Annotated in this window: 17 protein-coding genes; 5 read left to right on the forward strand and 12 right to left on the reverse strand. The window is 69.2% G+C overall.

What is annotated here, in order from left to right:
- Positions 1 to 33: 33 nt before the first annotated feature.
- The 8 genes from ROY82_06290 to yfbR all read right to left on the reverse strand — a co-directional run bounded on the left by ROY82_06290 (position 34) and on the right by yfbR (position 7,629).
- Positions 34 to 1,158 (reverse strand): [LysW]-lysine hydrolase, encoded by a 1,125-nt coding sequence (locus tag ROY82_06290; GenBank protein ID MDT3682071.1) that lies wholly within the window; start codon positions 1,156 to 1,158, stop codon positions 34 to 36.
- Positions 1,159 to 1,199: 41 nt separating this feature from the next.
- On the reverse strand, positions 1,200 to 2,372 hold the full coding sequence (locus ROY82_06295; protein ID MDT3682072.1) for an acetylornithine/succinylornithine family transaminase: 1,173 nt from the start codon (positions 2,370 to 2,372) through the stop codon (positions 1,200 to 1,202).
- Entirely contained in the window at positions 2,369 to 3,181 is an 813-nt protein-coding gene (locus ROY82_06300; GenBank protein ID MDT3682073.1) for a [LysW]-aminoadipate kinase, read from the reverse strand. The genes ROY82_06295 and ROY82_06300 overlap by 4 nt, the downstream gene beginning before the upstream one ends.
- The gene (argC, locus tag ROY82_06305; protein MDT3682074.1) at positions 3,178 to 4,218 is read right to left on the reverse strand and encodes an N-acetyl-gamma-glutamyl-phosphate reductase; all 1,041 of its coding nucleotides are present in this window, start codon (positions 4,216 to 4,218) and stop codon (positions 3,178 to 3,180) included. The genes ROY82_06300 and argC overlap by 4 nt, the downstream gene beginning before the upstream one ends.
- On the reverse strand, positions 4,215 to 5,060 hold the full coding sequence (lysX, locus tag ROY82_06310; GenBank protein ID MDT3682075.1) for a lysine biosynthesis protein LysX: 846 nt from the start codon (positions 5,058 to 5,060) through the stop codon (positions 4,215 to 4,217). The genes argC and lysX overlap by 4 nt, the downstream gene beginning before the upstream one ends.
- Entirely contained in the window at positions 5,057 to 5,221 is a 165-nt protein-coding gene (gene lysW / locus ROY82_06315) for a lysine biosynthesis protein LysW (protein MDT3682076.1), read from the reverse strand. The genes lysX and lysW overlap by 4 nt, the downstream gene beginning before the upstream one ends.
- A 331-nt stretch (positions 5,222 to 5,552) precedes the next feature.
- Entirely contained in the window at positions 5,553 to 6,944 is a 1,392-nt protein-coding gene (gene mgtE / locus ROY82_06320; GenBank protein MDT3682077.1) for a magnesium transporter, read from the reverse strand.
- A 103-nt stretch (positions 6,945 to 7,047) separates the two neighbouring features.
- Positions 7,048 to 7,629: a 5'-deoxynucleotidase gene (gene yfbR, locus ROY82_06325; protein ID MDT3682078.1), complete on the reverse strand. Its 582-nt coding sequence runs from the start codon at positions 7,627 to 7,629 to the stop codon at positions 7,048 to 7,050.
- Positions 7,630 to 7,709: 80 nt separating this feature from the next.
- Here yfbR and ROY82_06330 point away from each other — a divergent pair, with 80 nt between their 5' ends.
- The 5 genes from ROY82_06330 to asnS all read left to right on the forward strand — a co-directional run bounded on the left by ROY82_06330 (position 7,710) and on the right by asnS (position 13,412).
- On the forward strand, positions 7,710 to 8,072 hold the full coding sequence (locus ROY82_06330; GenBank protein ID MDT3682079.1) for an IPT/TIG domain-containing protein: 363 nt from the start codon (positions 7,710 to 7,712) through the stop codon (positions 8,070 to 8,072).
- Between the two features lie 163 nt (positions 8,073 to 8,235).
- A complete protein-coding gene (gene hisS / locus ROY82_06335; protein MDT3682080.1) occupies positions 8,236 to 9,510 on the forward strand; it encodes a histidine--tRNA ligase in 1,275 nt (424 codons plus the stop codon).
- Positions 9,511 to 9,523: 13 nt separating this feature from the next.
- Entirely contained in the window at positions 9,524 to 11,296 is a 1,773-nt protein-coding gene (gene aspS / locus ROY82_06340) for an aspartate--tRNA ligase (GenBank protein MDT3682081.1), read from the forward strand.
- Positions 11,293 to 12,117: an HAD family hydrolase gene (locus ROY82_06345; GenBank protein ID MDT3682082.1), complete on the forward strand. Its 825-nt coding sequence runs from the start codon at positions 11,293 to 11,295 to the stop codon at positions 12,115 to 12,117. The genes aspS and ROY82_06345 overlap by 4 nt, the downstream gene beginning before the upstream one ends.
- Entirely contained in the window at positions 12,114 to 13,412 is a 1,299-nt protein-coding gene (gene asnS / locus ROY82_06350) for an asparagine--tRNA ligase (GenBank protein MDT3682083.1), read from the forward strand. Before ROY82_06345 ends, asnS begins: the two co-directional genes overlap by 4 nt.
- 67 nt (positions 13,413 to 13,479) lie before the next feature.
- Here asnS and ROY82_06355 read toward each other — a convergent pair whose 3' ends face one another.
- The 4 genes from ROY82_06355 to ROY82_06370 all read right to left on the reverse strand — a co-directional run.
- Complete coding sequence (locus ROY82_06355) at positions 13,480 to 14,055, reverse strand: hypothetical protein (protein MDT3682084.1); 576 nt, start codon at positions 14,053 to 14,055, stop codon at positions 13,480 to 13,482.
- Positions 14,052 to 15,428 (reverse strand): N-acetylmuramoyl-L-alanine amidase, encoded by a 1,377-nt coding sequence (locus ROY82_06360; protein ID MDT3682085.1) that lies wholly within the window; start codon positions 15,426 to 15,428, stop codon positions 14,052 to 14,054. Before ROY82_06360 ends, ROY82_06355 begins: the two co-directional genes overlap by 4 nt.
- The gene (smpB, locus tag ROY82_06365) at positions 15,425 to 15,868 is read right to left on the reverse strand and encodes an SsrA-binding protein SmpB (GenBank protein MDT3682086.1); all 444 of its coding nucleotides are present in this window, start codon (positions 15,866 to 15,868) and stop codon (positions 15,425 to 15,427) included. Before smpB ends, ROY82_06360 begins: the two co-directional genes overlap by 4 nt.
- A gap of 46 nt (positions 15,869 to 15,914) precedes the next feature.
- On the reverse strand, positions 15,915 to 16,185 hold a 271-nt coding region (locus ROY82_06370; GenBank protein MDT3682087.1), incomplete at its 5' end, for a hypothetical protein.

Genomic DNA, 16,185 nt, shown 5'->3' on the forward strand with positions numbered 1-16,185 from the left:
GGGCGCAAGTAATCCACGTCCCGGCCCCTCGCCCTACTGCGCCGCGACTTTCGGCGGACCTGCCTGCCCCGCCAACTCCAGCATCACTCGCTCCAGCACGTCTACCGCGAGCAGGTACTCCCGCAACACCAGGCGCTCCTCAGGCGTGTGGTCGAGGTTCGAATCACCCGGTCCGTAGGCCACCATGGGAGCGTTCCAGTGGGGCGCCACCACGTTCATGTCTGAAGTGCCGGTCTTGAGGCTCGGCCGAGGGCTGCCGCCGACGCTGCGGATGGCGACTCGGAAGGCCCGGGCGAGTTCGCTGCCGCTATCCGACCGGTAGGCGTCGAGCGGTGCCGTGAGGTCCACGGTGACACCGCTGGGCAGGGGCAGCCCGGCGATGGCGCCTGCCAACGCTGCTCCGCTCCAGCGAGGCGGCAGCCTCAGGCTGACGCGGGCGCGGCACCACTCCTCGAGACCGTCGCCGCCCGACTCCATGGCTATGAGCGACACCTGCAGACGCTCGAACAGCCTCTCCACGCCAAGGTTGTCGCGGTTCACCCAGTCGCGCAGACCAGTGAACGCGTCCACGGCGGCCTCGGCGGCCGTGGTTTCCTCCCGCGAGGAATGCGCGCCCCTGCGCACTGCCGTGTACGTAACCCCGAGCCGCCCCTTGTAACCGAGCGTGTATCGCTCCCAGCCGCTCGGCTCGCCCACGATCACGAGGTCGGGCACCTGGTAGGCGGCTGTGGCGTAGTGCGCGCCGCGGCTGCTGGGTGCTTCCTCCTCGACCGCCCCGATGAACGTGAAACTCAAGCGCTCCCACACGCCCACGGGCAGGCGCGTGGCCGCCACGAGCGCGGCGCACAGGCTGCCCTTGGCGTCCACGGACCCGCGGCCGTGAAGCACGCCGTCCTCCACTCGCACCGGGATCTCGCCGGGCACCGTGTCCATGTGCCCCAAGAAGGTCACGTTGAGAGGCCCCTTACCCCACACGGCCACCGCGTTGCCGACGGGGTCGACGAACGCGTCGCGGGCCCAGCCGCGGGCGGCCGCCACCAGGAGCTCCGCCACGCCCCGCTCGTGGCCCGAGGGGCTGGGGTTGGCCACCACCCCGGTGAGCAGCCTCACCGCCTCGTGGTCCGTGAGGCCGCGGCCCGGCTCAAGGCCCGCGGACACGTGACCGCCTTTCGCCACCCCTGGCCGCGACCGGGTAGTGCTCACGCGGCCAGCTCCTCTGCCACCAACTCGACGGCGCGGTCGACCTCGGCGGCGCTCACGACGAGGGGCGGCAGGAACCTCACCACGGTGGCGCCGGCGGCCACAGTCAACAGTCCGCGTTCCCGCAGCCCCGCCACCACCGGCCCTACCCGCTCGCGCAGCTCCATGCCGACCATGAGGCCGCGGCCGCGCACGTCTCGCACCCTCGGGCTGTTCAACGCCAGCAGGCCCGCCATCAGCCGCTCGCCCATCGCGGTCGCGTTGCGCAGGAGGTCGCGCTCCTCGATCTCGTCCAGCACCGTCAACGCGGCAGCGCATGCGAGCGGGTTGCCGCCGAAGGTGGAGCCGTGCCCACCCCGAGGCATGGCGCGAGCCACGGTGTCCGTCATCAGCGTGGCCCCGATCGGCACCCCGCCGGCCAGCCCCTTGGCCAGAGTGACCAGGTCGGGGACCACCCCCATGCCTTGGGCGGCCAAGAACGTGCCGGTTCGGCCCACGCCGCACTGCACCTCGTCGAACACGAGCAGCGCGCCGTGTGTCCGCGTGAGGTCGCGGGCCCGCTCGAGGTAGCCCGGGGGTGCCACGTGGACGCCGCCCTCCCCCTGGATCGGTTCCACGAAGAACGCCGCCGTGGAGCCGTCGATGGCCGACTCCAGCGCCTCCAAGTCGCCGAAGGTCACGAACTCTGCCTCCCCAGGGAGCGGCTCGAAGGGGCGGCGGTAGCCCGCCTCCCAGGTAAGGGCCAGGGAGCCGAGGGTCCGCCCAGCGAAGCCGCGCTTGGCTGCGACGACCCGGGTGCGTTGGGTGGCAGCGCGCGCCCACTTGATGGCCGCCTCGTTCGCCTCGCTGCCGGAGTTGGACAAGAAGGCACGCTCGAGCGGCGCGCCGACGACCCGGAAGAGGCGCTCGAGGAACTCGGCCCGCACGTCGTTCGCCTGGCTCTGCGGGCAGACGATCAGCCGCTCGGCCTGCCTGGCGATGGCGGCCGCGAGCCGCCGGTTGCCATGCCCGACGCTGGCGATCCCTATCCCGGCCATGAAGTCGAGGTAATCGCGGCCGTCGGCGTCGTAGAGGTACGCGCCCTCCCCCCTCACGAAGGCCGCCATGGGCGAGTAGAGGGTCGAGGCGTGGCGAGCCTCGCGCTCCATCAGCGCGGCGGTAGCGGCCTTCACGCCACCACCGTCCCCTGCCCGGCCAACGCGCGGCGCACGGCCCGCGGCACCCGGGCGTCCCCCAACACGACGCGCCCCACCCCGCCCTGAACGGCGGCCACGGCGCCCATCACTTTCTTCTTCATGCGGCCTTCGGCGCAGGCCATGGCATCGTCGCCCTCGTCCGCGGGCACGAACTCCACCAGCGTGGACTCGTCCGGGTAATCCCTCAGCAGGCCGGGCACGTTGGAGAGGAGCAGCAGCGCCTCCGCTTGCAGGGCGACGGCCACGGCGGCGGCGGCGCGGTCGCCGTCCACGTTCATGGCGACCCCCTTGAAGCTGATGGCCGGAGGCGTGAGCACGGGCAGGTAGCCGGCGTCCAGCAGCAGCCGCAGCAAGGCGACGTTGACGCGCTCGACCGTGCCGGTGTGGTCGCCACGCAAGACGAGCACGCGCCCATCCTCGACCGACCTGACGGTGCTCTTGAGCGTGCCCTCGAACAGCCGCCCGTCGATGCCGGAGAGCCCGACGGCGTTGACGCCCCGCACCTGCAACATCTCCACTATGCCCTTGTTGATCTTGCCGCAGTAGACCATCTCGAAGACCTCGAGCGTGGCCCGGTCCGTGAAGCGGCTCTGGTGCCCGGTCGGACTCGTCACGAACTTCGGCGGCAAGCCCAACCGCGCCGATACCCGGTTCGTTTCGGCGCTGCCGCCGTGCACCAGTAACACGCGCACGTTCTCGCGCCACAAGGCGGCAACGTCGTCGCAGACCGCCTCCAAGTCGATCCCGTCGGAACCGCCCACCTTGACCACCACCGTCTTGCTCACGGGTGCAGACCGGTGAACGAAAGGCCGGCGGCCTCCGGAAAGCCCAGTGCGAGGTTGAGGGACTGCAGCGCGTGACCGGCCGTGCCCTTGACCAGGTTGTCGAGGGCCGCCAGCACCACCAGGCGCCGCGCCCCCTCGTCGAGCTCGAAGCCCACGTCGCAGTAGTTGCTGCCGTCGAGGATCTTCGGGTCCGGCACGCGGTGGATGCCGCGGCGGGCGCGCACCAGCCTCACGAACGGCTCGGCGTCGTAAGCGGCGCGGAACGCGGCCAACACGTCCGCCTCGACCACGCCCTCTCTCACGAAGGTATGGGCCGTGACGAGGACCCCCCGCACGCGCTCCACCGCCGTGGCCGTGAGGTGGATTGTCGGCGCCCCGGGGAGCGCCTCGGCGATCTCGGCCTGGTGGCGGTGCCGCGTGGCCGCGTAGGTGCGAAGCGCGCCGGAGCGCTCCGGGTGGTGCGTTGCAGTGGAGGCCGCGCTTCCCGCGGCGCTGCTGCCGATCTTGGCGTCGACGATGACGTCACGCCCCGGGTCGAGCAAGCTCAGCACCGGGTGCAAGGCCAGAACGGAGGCCGTGGCGATGCAACCGGCCCCGGCGAGCCGCGTGGCGCCGCGCAGTTGCTCGCGGTTGAGTTCGGGGTTGGCATAGACGAAGGTGCCGAGCAGGTCGGGCCGCGGATGCGGGGCGTCGTGAAAGGCCTCGTACGCCTCCGGCTGCTTGAGCCGGAAGTCCTCGGAAAGGTCCACGAGGTACGGCGCCACCGGCGCAAGCTCGTCTATCTGGAGCGCCAGCTTGCCGTGAGGTAACGCGGCGACGAGCACGTCGGTAGCTTCCAGGTCGGAAGGTTTGGTGAAGCGCAGGTCGGTGACGCCCCGTAGGTTCGGGTGGACGAGGTGGACGGGATGCCCAGCGTGCTCCCGGCTCGTCACCTGGTCTACCCTCAACCCCGGATGCCCGAGCGCCAGGCGCAAGAACTCGCCGCCGGCGTACCCCGATGCCCCCAGGATGCTCAGCCCCACCGGGGCGGAGGTCACGCCACCAGCTCCAACCGTGACGCCACGTGCTTCACGATCAGGCCCGGGATATCTACTCCCGTAGTCGTGATGGAGTTGCGGAACTCCATGGTGTGGTTGACCTCGACGACCAGCAGGCCGCGGCTCGACTCGACCAGGTCGACGGCGAGGATGCCGCCGCCCACGGCCTGCGCGGCCGCCAGCGTGGTGGCGACCAGCTCGCTCGTCAACGGGCAGTTGCTTGCCACGGCGCCCCTGGCCGTGTTCGTGATCCAGCTGTCGGAGGTGCGGTAGATGGCCGCGATGACCTCGTCTCCTACGACGAACGCGCGGATGTCGCGGCCCGGCTTGTCGACGTACTCCTGCAGGTAGTGGACCTTGTGCTCCGGGCCGCCAAGCACTTCCTTGTACTCGAGGAGCGCTTCGGCCGCCGCTCGCGACTCGAGGCGGGCAACCAACCTGCCCCAGCTTCCCACCAGCGGCTTAATCACGACGGGGTAACCAAGCCGGTCGGCCTCGTCGAGGGCCGCCTGGCGGTCCACCGCGACGCTCGTGCGCGGCGTGGGCACGCCCGCTCGCACGAGGGCGGCACTGGTCGCGAGCTTGTCGCCGCACGTCTCGATGACCTCGGGGCGGTTGAAGACGGTGCTGCCGGCGGCCTGGAAGGCCCGTGCCAGGCTGAGGCCCCGCCACTGCGAGACGCACCGTTCGAGCACGAGGGCGGGCGAAGGAGCTCCGAGTTCGACGGCGAGCGACGAGGCATACACGGGGGTGTGCGGCACGCCCAAGCGCTCGAACGCCTCGAACAGCAGGCGTTCCTCCTCCCGCAGGCGGTCGTAGACGACCGCCACGTTGTCGGTCACTCGCCCCAGTCCTCGGCTTCCTCGGGCGCCGGCTCGAGCCTCAAGGGATCGAGTCCGACGACCTCCAACTCCGCGCCCTCGTCGGTCACGAGGATCTCGCCGAGCATGAGGCTGGAAGGGTCTACGGTCAGGCGTCCCTGGGGCGTGTCGATGAGTTGCATGGTCTCCTCCATCGGCCGTGATCCAGCTAGCGCTGCTGCTGGCGTTGGCTTGTTCACTCAGTGGCCGGAGCCCGGACAAGCAACCCAGGCGTTCCGCGCTTTCGTTTCGAAGGTGTGACGACTTCCGAAGCCGGCGGCGGCACTGACGAACGAGGGGCAGTCTAGTTCGCCCCGCGGGAGCCTGTCAACCACACGGATATACGATGCCGATGGGCTCCAGTGACGATTCTAAAGCATTGCGATCAGCAGCCGCGGACATCGTAAGTTGTGGGTTGAGGATACGAGGGGATGCGGGCAGTATGTCCGCCACGGCTTTCGATTCGAAGGCGGTCTACAGTAACGTTCCCGTTAGCACCAGCTTGGCCAGCGCGAAGAAGATGACGATGCCGGTCACGTCGACGATGGTGGCCACGAACGGCGTGGACGAGGCCGCCGGGTCGGCGCCGAGTCGCTTGAGCGCGATGGGCAGCAGCGAACCAGTGAGAGAGCCCCACAGCACGACACCGACGAGCGACATGAAGATGGTCAGGCCGATGAGCAACCAGTTGCCGCCGTAGGCGTCGAAGACCAGGCCCCAGATTGCGACGCGGATGAACCCGAGGGCGCCGAGCATCAGCCCCAGCACGAGGCCGGCGCCGAGTTCGCGGCGCATGATCTGCCACCAGTCGCGCACGCCCACCTCGCCGAGGGCCATGGCGCGCGTCACGAGTGCGGCCGCCTGCGACCCGGAGTTGCCGCCACTGGAGATGATGAGCGGCAGGAACAGCGCCAGCACCACGGCGCTGGCGATCTCGGCCTCGAAGAAACCCATGGCCGTCGCGGTAAGGGTCTGGCCGAGGAACAGCAGCACGAGCCAGAAGGCCCGCTTGCGGATGACCTTGCCCAGCGAGATGCTCAGGTACGGCTCGTCGAGGGCCTCCACCCCACCGAGCATCTGGATGTCCTCCGTTGCCTCCTCCTCGGCCACGTCGAAGACGTCGTCGACGGTCACGATGCCGACGATCACCCCCTTGGAGTCGACTACGGGCAACGCCGAGCGGTCGTGCTTGCGGAACACGGCCACGGCGGTCTCCTGGTCGTCGGAGGCGTGCAGGGCGACGAACGTCTCGTCGATCATGTCGGCGATGCGCGTGCCGGGGTCCACCAGCAGCATCTCACGCATGCGCAGGTCGTCGATCAGCACCCCTCCAGGACCAGTCACGTAGACCACGTTCAACGTCTCCGAGTCGCTCCCGTACACGCGCACGTGCTCGAGGGCCTCGGCCACCGTCCAGTGCCGCTTGACCGCCACGTAATCGGGCGTCATGAGGCGCCCGATGGAGTCCTCCGGGTAGTTGAGGAGTCTCGTGGCCACGTCGCGCTCTTCGGGCGTGAGCAGGTTCATGAGCCGGCGGGTCACCTCGCCCGGGAGTTCCTCGAGCAGCGCCGTGCGGTCGTCGGCCGACATCTCGTTGAGGATCCCCGCCACTTCGCGGTCGCCAAGGTTCCTTATCAGGCGCTCTTGCGAGGCGAGGCCCAGGTACTCGAAGGTGTCCAGCGCCCGCTCCTTGTCGAGCAGCCTGAACACGATGGCCTCCACCTCGTAAGGCAGGCTCTCCAACACCTCGGCAAGGTCGGGCGGCTCGAACGGCCTGAGCCGGTTGTGAAGCGCGTCGAAGTGCCGTCCGTGGACCAGTTCCGTGAGCTCGGCTAGCAGTTCTTGGCGGGTATCGGTCTCAGACATGGTCTCGTCCTAAAGGTGAGGTGGTCGCGTACCTGGCTTCACAATCGCACTAGCGAATTGCTAGTGCGGCAAACCACAAGCTAACTGGGAGAGAGCGGGGCCATCAGTTCAGTTCGTCCAGGGTGAGGCTGAACGACGGCACGAACTCATCCAGGAAGTACCGCACGGCCGGATCCTCCAGTCCCTGGAGCTCGCGGTGGATGGCCTGCTCCGCCCGCTCGAACTCCTCGTTCCCGGCCTTGGCTTCCTCGAGGCACTTGAGGTACGCGGAGATCTTGTCGGCGTGCTTAACGAGCCGCCAGCTTGCCGCGTCTTCGGTGGCCGGGAAGAACAGCGGCGTGTAGTCGGCCCGAAGCTCGGGCGGCAGCATACCCACCAGGCGCTGGCGCGCCACGGTCTCGATGCCGCCGAGTGCCTCCTTGATGCTGGGACTGAAGTACTTGATGGGCGTCGGCACGTCTCCCGTGATGACCTCCTCCGCGTCGTGGAACACCGCCAGCAACGCCGTGCGATCTGGATCGAAGGCACCACCGAAGAACCGGTTATGGATGAGCGCCAGCGCGTGCGCGATCATGGCGACCTGCAACGAGTGCTCCTGCGTGTTCTCCGCGCGCGTGTTGCGCATGAGGCCCCAACGGTGGATGAACTTGAGTCTGGCGAGGTAGGCGAAGAAATGACTAGTCACGCTCGCCATCGTATCCGTATGAAACAATCCATTGACGACGGGGCCGGGCATCATTAGGCTCAATCAGTAGGAGGACATAAGTGAAGCGTCTCGCTTTCATTGCCATTGGTCTTATCGCGGTCTTACTGGCCGCCTGTGCGCCCGCGCCATCCGTGGCCACCAACGTGCCCGTGACCCTCATCTCCGTGTCGGTGCCGGCCACCAAGGGCGACACCGTCGTCCTGCAGGGCCGCTACTTCGGGGACGGTCGCACAGGTGGCGAGGCCGTCAACTACGTGATCGTCGGCGCCAACGCCGAGGGCAGTGGAGGCCAGAAGGCCAAGGTCCTCAGCTGGACCCCCACCCGCATCGAGTTCGTTGCGCCGGAAACGGGCGGCAACGGTTGGGTGTTCGTGTTCGCCGGTGGGGTGAAGAGCAACGGCCTTCCGACCAACCTGCCCTGAAGCGCTGCACGCACGTGCCCTGAACCACGATACGAACCTGCCCTGAACCAGGCACGCTCTCGCAGCAGATCTTTTGTCACCCGCGATGACGCAGCCGGGCCGCCCACCTAGGCGGCCCGGCACGTTTCTGCCGTTAGCGGGCCCAGGTGTAGACTCCTGGGCGATGAAGCTCCAAGCCGTGAAAGGCACGCAAGACATCCTCCCGCGCGACCAGGCCGCCTGGCACGCCATCACCGCCGCCGCCGAGCAGGTCCTGGGCGGCGCCGGCGCCGGCAAGATCACCCCACCGATATTCGAGTTCACCGAGGTGTTCGAGAAGTCCGTCGGTGAGTCGGCGGACCTCATGGTCCAGAAGGAGATGTACACCTTCGAGGACCGTGGCGGGCGCAGCCTGACGCTGAGGCCCGAGTTCACCGCCGGACTCATGCGTTCTTTCATCGAACACGGCATGCACACGCTCCCCCAGCCCGTGAAGCTCTGGGCCGAGGGTCCCCTGTTCCGCGCCGAGAACGTGCAGCGCGGCCGCTACAGGCAGTTCCATCAGGTGGACTACGAGTTGGTGGGCAGCGACTCAGCGCTCGCCGACGCCGAGGCCATCGAACTCCTCTACCGGACCCTGCAGGCGTGCGGCCTCACGCGCCACCGGATCCGCCTCGGCTCCGTGGGTGACCCGGACGACCGCGCCGCCTACAACGCCTACCTTCGCGAGGAGCTGGCGCCCCACGCCGAGCGACTCTCGCCCGTCAGCCAAGAACGGCTGCGCCTCAACCCGCTACGTGTCCTCGACAGCAAGGACCAGGGCGACCAGGCGCTGATCGCTGACCTCCAGCGACCGCTCGAGCGCCTTGGCCCCGCCGCGCGTGGGCACCTGGCGGAGGTGGAGCACTACTTGCGCAGCTGGGACGTACCGTTCGACCTCGACCCGGCCATCGTCCGCGGCCTCGACTACTACCGCCGCACCGCCTTCGAAGTGCATTACGAGGGCATCGGGGCGCAATCCGCGCTGGGAGGCGGCGGCCGCTACGACGGCCTGATAGAACTGCTGGGCGGCCCGCCGATACCCGCCACGGGCTGGGCGTTCGGGGTGGAACGCGTGCTCGACGCGCTCGCGCAGGAAGAAGCGGCGCAGGCGGAAACTCCTGAGCGGCCCGCGCTGTTCGTGATCCCCCTCGACGACGAGGCCGTCGGCGAGGGAGCCGACCTGGCGACCCGCCTGCGGCGCGAGGCGCTCCGGGTCGAGTTCGCCTACCAACGGCGCAACCCGGGCAAGGGCCTGCGTGACGCCGACCGCAGCGGGGCCCGGTTCGCCGCCCTGCGCGGCGCCGAAGAACGCACCCGCGGCACTTGGCAACTCAAGGACCTGGCCAGCGGCGAGCAGTCGGAAGTCGCCGACGAGGCGCTGCGCGCCGCCCTGACCGAACGCCTCGAGAACCTCTGAAAGGCACCCGAGCATGAAGAGAAGCCACACCTGCGGTGACCTCCGCGCCACCGATGCCGGCAGCGACGTGACCCTCCAGGGATGGGTGAACCGCCGCCGCGACCTCGGTGGCCTCGTGTTCATCGATCTTCGCGATCGTTACGGCATCACCCAGATAGCCTTCGAACCGGAGGACGCCGCCGCGTTCGCCGCCGTGCAGGACGTGCGGAGCGAGTTCGTGGTCGAGGTGACGGGCGTCGTCCGCCCGCGCCCCGACTCGCAGCGCAACGCTCGGGTTAGCACCGGCGACGTGGAAGTGGTGGCGAAGAGCCTGGTCGTGCTCTCCCCCGCCCTCACGCCGCCCTTCGTCATCGACGGCGCCGGTGGCGAGGTCAACGAGGAGTTGCGGCTCAAATACCGCTACCTCGACTTGCGCCGCCCTGCGGCCCTGGCGCCCCTGCTCCTGCGCCACCGCGTCACCAAGGCCATCTGGGAGTTCCTCGACCGGCGCGGTTTCGTGCAGGTCGAGACTCCGCTACTCACCCTCTCCACCCCCGAGGGCGCCCGCGACTTCGTGGTGCCCGCCCGGCAGAGGCCCGGTTCCTTCTACGCGCTACCCCAGTCACCGCAACTGTTCAAGCAGATGCTCATGATGGCAGGGGTGGACCGCTACTTCCAGGTGGCGCGCTGCTTCCGCGACGAGGACCTGCGCGCTGACAGGCAACCAGACTTCACCCAGCTCGACCTGGAGATGTCGTTCGTGGATGAGGACGACGTGCTGGAGCTCAACGAGGAGCTCATGGCCCACGTGGTGCGGGCCGCGACGGGCGCCGAGATCGTCACACCCTTCCCGCGCCTCACTTACCAAGACGCCATGGACCGCTACGGCTCCGACAAGCCCGACGTGCGCTTCGGCCTCGAGCTGGCCGACGTCACGCAGGTCCTCGCCGGCAGTTCCTTCCGCGGCTTCGCGGCGGGCGCCCAGCCTGGAGGCGCGATAAAGGCGCTACTCGTTCCTGCCAGGCACGCGGCGCCCCTCACGCGCAAGGTGCTCGCCGAACTCGAGGAGCACGCCAAACGCTTCGGGGCCAAGGGCCTGGCCTGGCTCAAGCGCGGCACGGACGGCTTCTCGGGGCCGGTGGCCAAGTTCCTCTCGGCAGCGGAGGTAGAGGGCCTTGGCGCCATCGCCGCCACCGAGGGCGACACGCTGCTTCTCGTGTCGGGCGAGTGGAAGCTGAGCTGCACCGCCCTCGGAGCCGTGCGCCAGCGCCTACCCAAAACGCTCGACTTGGACGTGGATGAGGGGTTCGCCTTCCTCTGGGTGGTCGACTTCCCGCTTCTCGAACGCGAGGCGGAGACGGGCGAGTGGACTTACATGCACCACCCGTTCACCAGGCCGCAGGAAGCCGACCTGGAGCGCCTCGAGTCCGACCCGGGCAGCGTGAAGGCCCACGCCTACGACCTCGTGCTGAACGGCTCAGAGGTGGGTGGTGGCAGCCTGCGCATCCACCGCCTCGACGTGCAGCAGCGGATGTTCAAGGCCCTCGGATTCTCCAGCGAGGACGCCCAGCGGCGCTTCGGCTTCTTCCTGGAGGCCCTCGCTCACGGCGCACCGCCCCACGGGGGGATCGCGTGGGGCCTCGACCGCCTCGTGATGCTGCTGGCGCGCGTCGACAGCATCCGCGACACCATCGCCTTCCCGAAGAACCAGCGGGGCGCGGATCCCCTGACCGGGGCCCCCGCCCCCATCGACGCTCGCCAGCTGAGCGAGCTGGGGCTACGCGCCCTAGAGACGAGCGCGGAATGATACCGCTCGTCGTCCTCGACCTCGACGGCACCATCATCGGCTCCAGCGGCCTCGTGCAGGAGTGCATCTGGGAAGCCGCTGAACGAGCCCGGGAAGCGGGCGTGAAGATCGCGGTGTGCACGGGCCGCCCGGGGTTCGGGGTGGCGCTGCGGGTGGCCCAGCGCCTGGGGCCCGACAACCCGCACGTGTTCCAAAGCGGCGCCTACCTCGGTTACCCGGACGGCCGCACCATCAAGGCCGTGGCGCTCAAGGGCGGCGACCTCAGCCGCATAATCGAGCTGTCGCGGCAGCGCGGCGCCATCCTCGAGCTCTACACCCCGAATTGCCTGTACGTCGAACGCAGCACCGACTTGAGCGAGCAGCACGCCAACATGATCGGCGTGACCGCCATCGTGAGCGACCTCGAGGAGGTGGCGGCCACCGAGCCCGTCGTGCGCGCGCAGTGGGTGCTGCCGAAGGGAGCGTCCGAGGCGATCGCCGAGCTTGCACCAGCGGGCGTCAACCTCTCGCACGCGGGCAGCCCGGCGCTCCCCGGCATCTCCTTCATCTCGATAACCGGCGCCGGAGTGTCCAAGGCCAGCGCCGTCAAGCAGCTCGCCGAACAGTTGCGGCTCCCGCTCGCGAACGTCATGGCCGTGGGCGACAGCCACGGCGACCTTCCTATGCTCGAGGTCGTCGGCCACCCCCGAGTCGTCGCCAACGCCTCGCCCGAACTCCTGGAGCGGTTCCCTTCGGTAGGTGACGTCGAGGAGTGCGGCGTGGTGGAGGCGCTCGAAGAGGCCAGCGGTGCTCGCGGGGGCTTGTTACACTCCCTCGCATGAAGATCGTCACCATCGATTCGTTGCCGCAGCACATCGGCGAACACGTGCAGCTCCACGGTTGGCTGACCGGCATCCGGTCGAGCGGCAAGATTGCCTTCTTGCAGTTGCGTGACGGCAGCGGTTTCGTGCAGGGCGTACTGGCCAAGAACGACGTAGACGAGCAGACGTTCGAGCTCGCGCGCTCGCTGGCGCAGGAGTCCTCGGTCTCCGTCGTGGGCGAGGTGCGCGCCGACGCGCGGGCGCAGGGCGGCGTGGAACTCGGGCTCTCCGAGGTCAGGCTCATCGGCGCCAGCGGCGACTACCCCATCACGCCGAAGGAACACGGCGTCGACTTCCTGTCGGAGCACCGTCACCTCTACTTGCGCCACAAGGTCCCCTGGGCCATCCTTCGGATCCGCGACGAGGTCGAGCGGGCTGTCCACGACTTCTTCAGCCAACGCGGCTTCACACGCTTCGACGCACCGTTCTTCATGCCCACCGCCGTCGAGGGGACCACGAGCCTCTTCGAGATCTCGCTGTTCGACGAGGACAGCGCCTACCTCTCGCAGTCGGGTCAGCTCTACGCCGAGGCCGGCGCCATGGCGCTGGGCAAGGTCTACACCTTCGGGCCAACGTTCCGGGCCGAGAAGAGCAAGACGCGCCGGCACCTCCTCGAGTTCTGGATGATCGAGCCGGAAGTGGCGTTCTTGGATCACGAGGGGAACATGCAGCTCCAGGAGGACATGGTGGCTTACCTCGTGGGCCGCGTGATCGAGAAGCGCCGCCCCGAGCTCGAGCTGCTGGGCCGCGACGTCAGCCTGCTGGAAGCGAGCGCCCAGGGCGGGTTCCCCCGCATCAGCTACGACGAAGCCCTCGCATTCCTCGCCACCAAGGGGGAGAACCTGGAGTTCGGCGACGACCTGGGTGCGGCCCACGAGACGCTCCTAGGCGAACACTACGACCGTCCGGTCTTCGTCGAGCTGTGGCCGACCGCCGCCAAGGCCTTCTACATGGAGCCCGTGCCGGGCGACCCCACCCGCGTGCTCGCTGCCGACCTGATCTGCCCCGAGGGCTACGGGGAGCTCATCGGCGGCTCGCAGCGCATCCACGACCTCGGGCTGCTCGAGCGGCGCATCGCGGAGCACGGTCTCCCCACCGAGGCGTTCGCGTGGTACCTCGACCTGCGGCGCTTCGGCAGCGTGCCGCACTCGGGCTACGGCATGGGCCTGGAGAGGTTCCTTGCGTGGTTGACCGGGGCCCACCACCTGCGTGAGGTCATCCCCTTCCCGCGGATGCTCACCCGCATGTACCCCTGAGGGTCGGGCCTACAGGCAGGAAGGCACGGCTGCCGATCGGCGTTGCCGCCAACACGGTCGGTCGGGCCTACAGGCTGGAGGGCACGGCCACGTGTTCTAGCAGCGTGCTGGCGGGGAGTCCGTTGCGCAAGAACCTCACGGCCGCCACCCCGTTGGCCTCTGCCGTAGCGGTCAGCGAGCGCAAGATGGCGAGTTCCTGGGCCACGCTCACGCCGATCGGCGTCACCACCTCCATGTCGACCACGGCCACCTTCCGCCGGTCGAACGTCTCGACGAACACTCGGGGCGCCGGCAGTTCGGCCGGCCACACGCCCAGTTGGACGAGCGAGTCGCGCAACGCGGCCATGACCGCGGCTAGGCGCTGCGAGGCTCCCGCCGGTAGCTGCAGGCGCACGTTACTCGTCCGCTCGAGGCCCGCGGCGTCGACCAGCACCAGCCTCACTTCCTGAGGCGTCAACTGCTCCTGCGCGCGCGTGACGTCGATATTGGGCGGCGGCGTGGAGGACCGCCGTTGCCGAGGGCCCACGAGTCCTGTGGCGGCGATCAACAGCAGGGCAGCCACCAGCACCTGGGGGGTGGCGGCAGCCCTCAGAAGCCGGGTCCAGGGCGCCGGCTCCGGCTTCTCGTTGCTCGGTGAGGTCACCTCGGAAGGCCGATGCTGCCGTCTCGAACGAGTTGCTCCAAGGCGTCCGCGAAGCGCTCCGGCAGCCCTTCGGAGGCGAGGTCGGCGGCGGCGAACTCGAAGAGCACGCCACGACCGGCCGCGCCGCCCAAGACCTGCAGGGGCGCGCTGGTGATGCTCTCCGCCCTGTAACCACCCACGGCGAAGAGGCGCTCGGAGATGGCCTCGGCCACGCGCCTGCCGATGTCGAGGTCGGGCACCAGGCCGAGGAGGATCTTCCGCCTGATGGCGTCCGTCTCGTCCTGTCGGGCGGCCTGCGCGGCGTTCTCGCGCACGGCCATCTCCAACGACGTGACGTTGTTGGCGTCGCCCAGGTAGTAAACCCGGAACTCGCCCAGGTCGAGCGCGGCGGAATGGATGCTGATGAACAGATCGGCGCCGATCCCGGCGCGAGAGCGCTCCGGTACGTCGACCGGGGCGTCGGCCTGGCGCGTGAGCTGCACTTGCATGCCACGCCCCTCGAGGGCGGCCGCGAGTCGTTTCGCGAAGGCGAGCGTGAGGGTCGATTCGCTGCCGAGGCCGGCGCTGACCACCCCCAGGTCGTCGCCGCCATGCCCCGGGTCCAGGACGACCGAGACCCGTCTCGTCGCCGGGGCCTCACCGGCCTCGTCGAAGGACAGGTTCAGGCGGAAGCCTCGACCGTCCGGCACCGCGTACACGAGGTAGTTGGTGCCGGGTTCCAGCTGCACGCGCACCTCGGTGGCGCCGTTCTGCGAGGTGGCGGTGGCGAGCTTGAACGCCTTGCCCTCCAGCGGGTCCAGGCGTGCCTCGACGTCGGTGCGGTCCAAGTAGACGAAGAGCGTGGACAGGGGTTCGTTGTAGAAGGTGGTGTAGCGCACGGGGGCGCTGAGGCTAAGCTCGATCCGCTCCGTGCCGCTGTCTTGTAACCGCATCGCCGACAGGCGCCCGCGCGGTTGCACCACCATCACGGTGTCCTCGGAACTCAAGTAGGTGACGCTGGCGCCCAGCGCCTCGGCCACCGGCTTGACGGGCAGGAAGATCTCGCCCCCGACGCTCACGGCCGGTCCGCCGGGCACGTCGCGGCCGTCGAGCCACACTGCCGGCGTCGGCGCGGCGCCGGCCTCTTCGACCAAGGTCAGCTGAAGCACCCGCCCGCCGGCCTGGAGGGTGACGAGGCCCCTACCGGCGTCGCCGGTCAGGTCCGCCCCTAAGGCCCGCGCAAGGGCGCTGCCGGGGGCGTAGCTCGTGCCTGACACAAGTGAGGTGGTGTTCCCGGCGATCTCGCGGCCATTCACCAGCAGGCGCGGCTCGGCGCCGGCCACGGCGGCCAGGAGGGCGAGAAGGACCAGGAGCAGGGTGCGGGCGGGCCTCATTTGCGGCCCCCGCGGGCGAGTTCGCGTTCCATCTCGCGCTGGGCGTCCTTCTTGGCCGCGTCGCTGCGCTTGTCGTGGAGCTTCTTGCCGCGCGCCAGGGCCACCTCGAGCTTGGCCCAGCCGCCCTTGAAGTAGAGCTTGAGCGGCACGAGCGTCAGTCCGCGTCGCTCCAAGCCCTTGGCGATCTCGTCGATCTCGCGCGCGTTCAACAGGAGCCGCCGGGTTCGCGTGGGCTCGTGGTTGTTGTAGCTGGCCTCCTGGTAGACGGGGATCGTCATGCCCTCCACGAAGACCTGCCCGTTCATCACCTTCGCGTAGGCCTCGGCGATGGACCCCCCGCCCTGACGCAACGACTTGACCTCGCTGCCCGTCAGTTCCAGGCCGGCCTCGAAGGTCTCGAGCAGTTCGTAGTCGTGGGTTGCGCGTCTGTTACGTAGCATGGTGATTACCGGGCGCCATCTTATCCGCCCCGCGTGAGAGCGCAGTTCACTCGAGCAACGCGCCGACGTCGCGGGGGTCGACGTCCACGGCCAGCTTCGCGCCCGGGTATCGCTGAGGCACGAGGGCGAGGAGGTTCTCGAGCCGCACCTCGTCGGGCGCGCGCAACAGCAGTTGGAACAAGAACCGGCCCTTCAGCCGTTCCACCGGGGCGCTGGCCGGGCCGAGCACCTCCTCGGCACCGGCACCCCCCGTCAGGAGGGCGTCGGCCGCGTGTTGCGCCGCGGCCAGCGCCCCGCCGCGGTCACGGGCCGAGAAC

It is taken from the genome of Truepera sp. (assembly GCA_032027045.1).
Lineage (GTDB): Bacteria > Deinococcota > Deinococci > Deinococcales > Trueperaceae > JAAYYF01.

Coding starts and splice junctions, on each gene's coding strand:
- ROY82_06360 (MDT3682085.1), bottom strand. CDS start 15,428: ATGAGGCCCGCCCGCACCCTGCTCCTGGTCCTTCTCGCCCTCCTGGCC.
- asnS (MDT3682083.1), top strand. CDS start 12,114: ATGAAGATCGTCACCATCGATTCGTTGCCGCAGCACATCGGCGAACAC.
- hisS (MDT3682080.1), top strand. CDS start 8,236: ATGAAGCTCCAAGCCGTGAAAGGCACGCAAGACATCCTCCCGCGCGAC.
- lysW (MDT3682076.1), bottom strand. CDS start 5,221: ATGCAACTCATCGACACGCCCCAGGGACGCCTGACCGTAGACCCTTCC.
- aspS (MDT3682081.1), top strand. CDS start 9,524: ATGAAGAGAAGCCACACCTGCGGTGACCTCCGCGCCACCGATGCCGGC.
- smpB (MDT3682086.1), bottom strand. CDS start 15,868: ATGCTACGTAACAGACGCGCAACCCACGACTACGAACTGCTCGAGACC.
- mgtE (MDT3682077.1), bottom strand. CDS start 6,944: ATGTCTGAGACCGATACCCGCCAAGAACTGCTAGCCGAGCTCACGGAA.
- ROY82_06345 (MDT3682082.1), top strand. CDS start 11,293: ATGATACCGCTCGTCGTCCTCGACCTCGACGGCACCATCATCGGCTCC.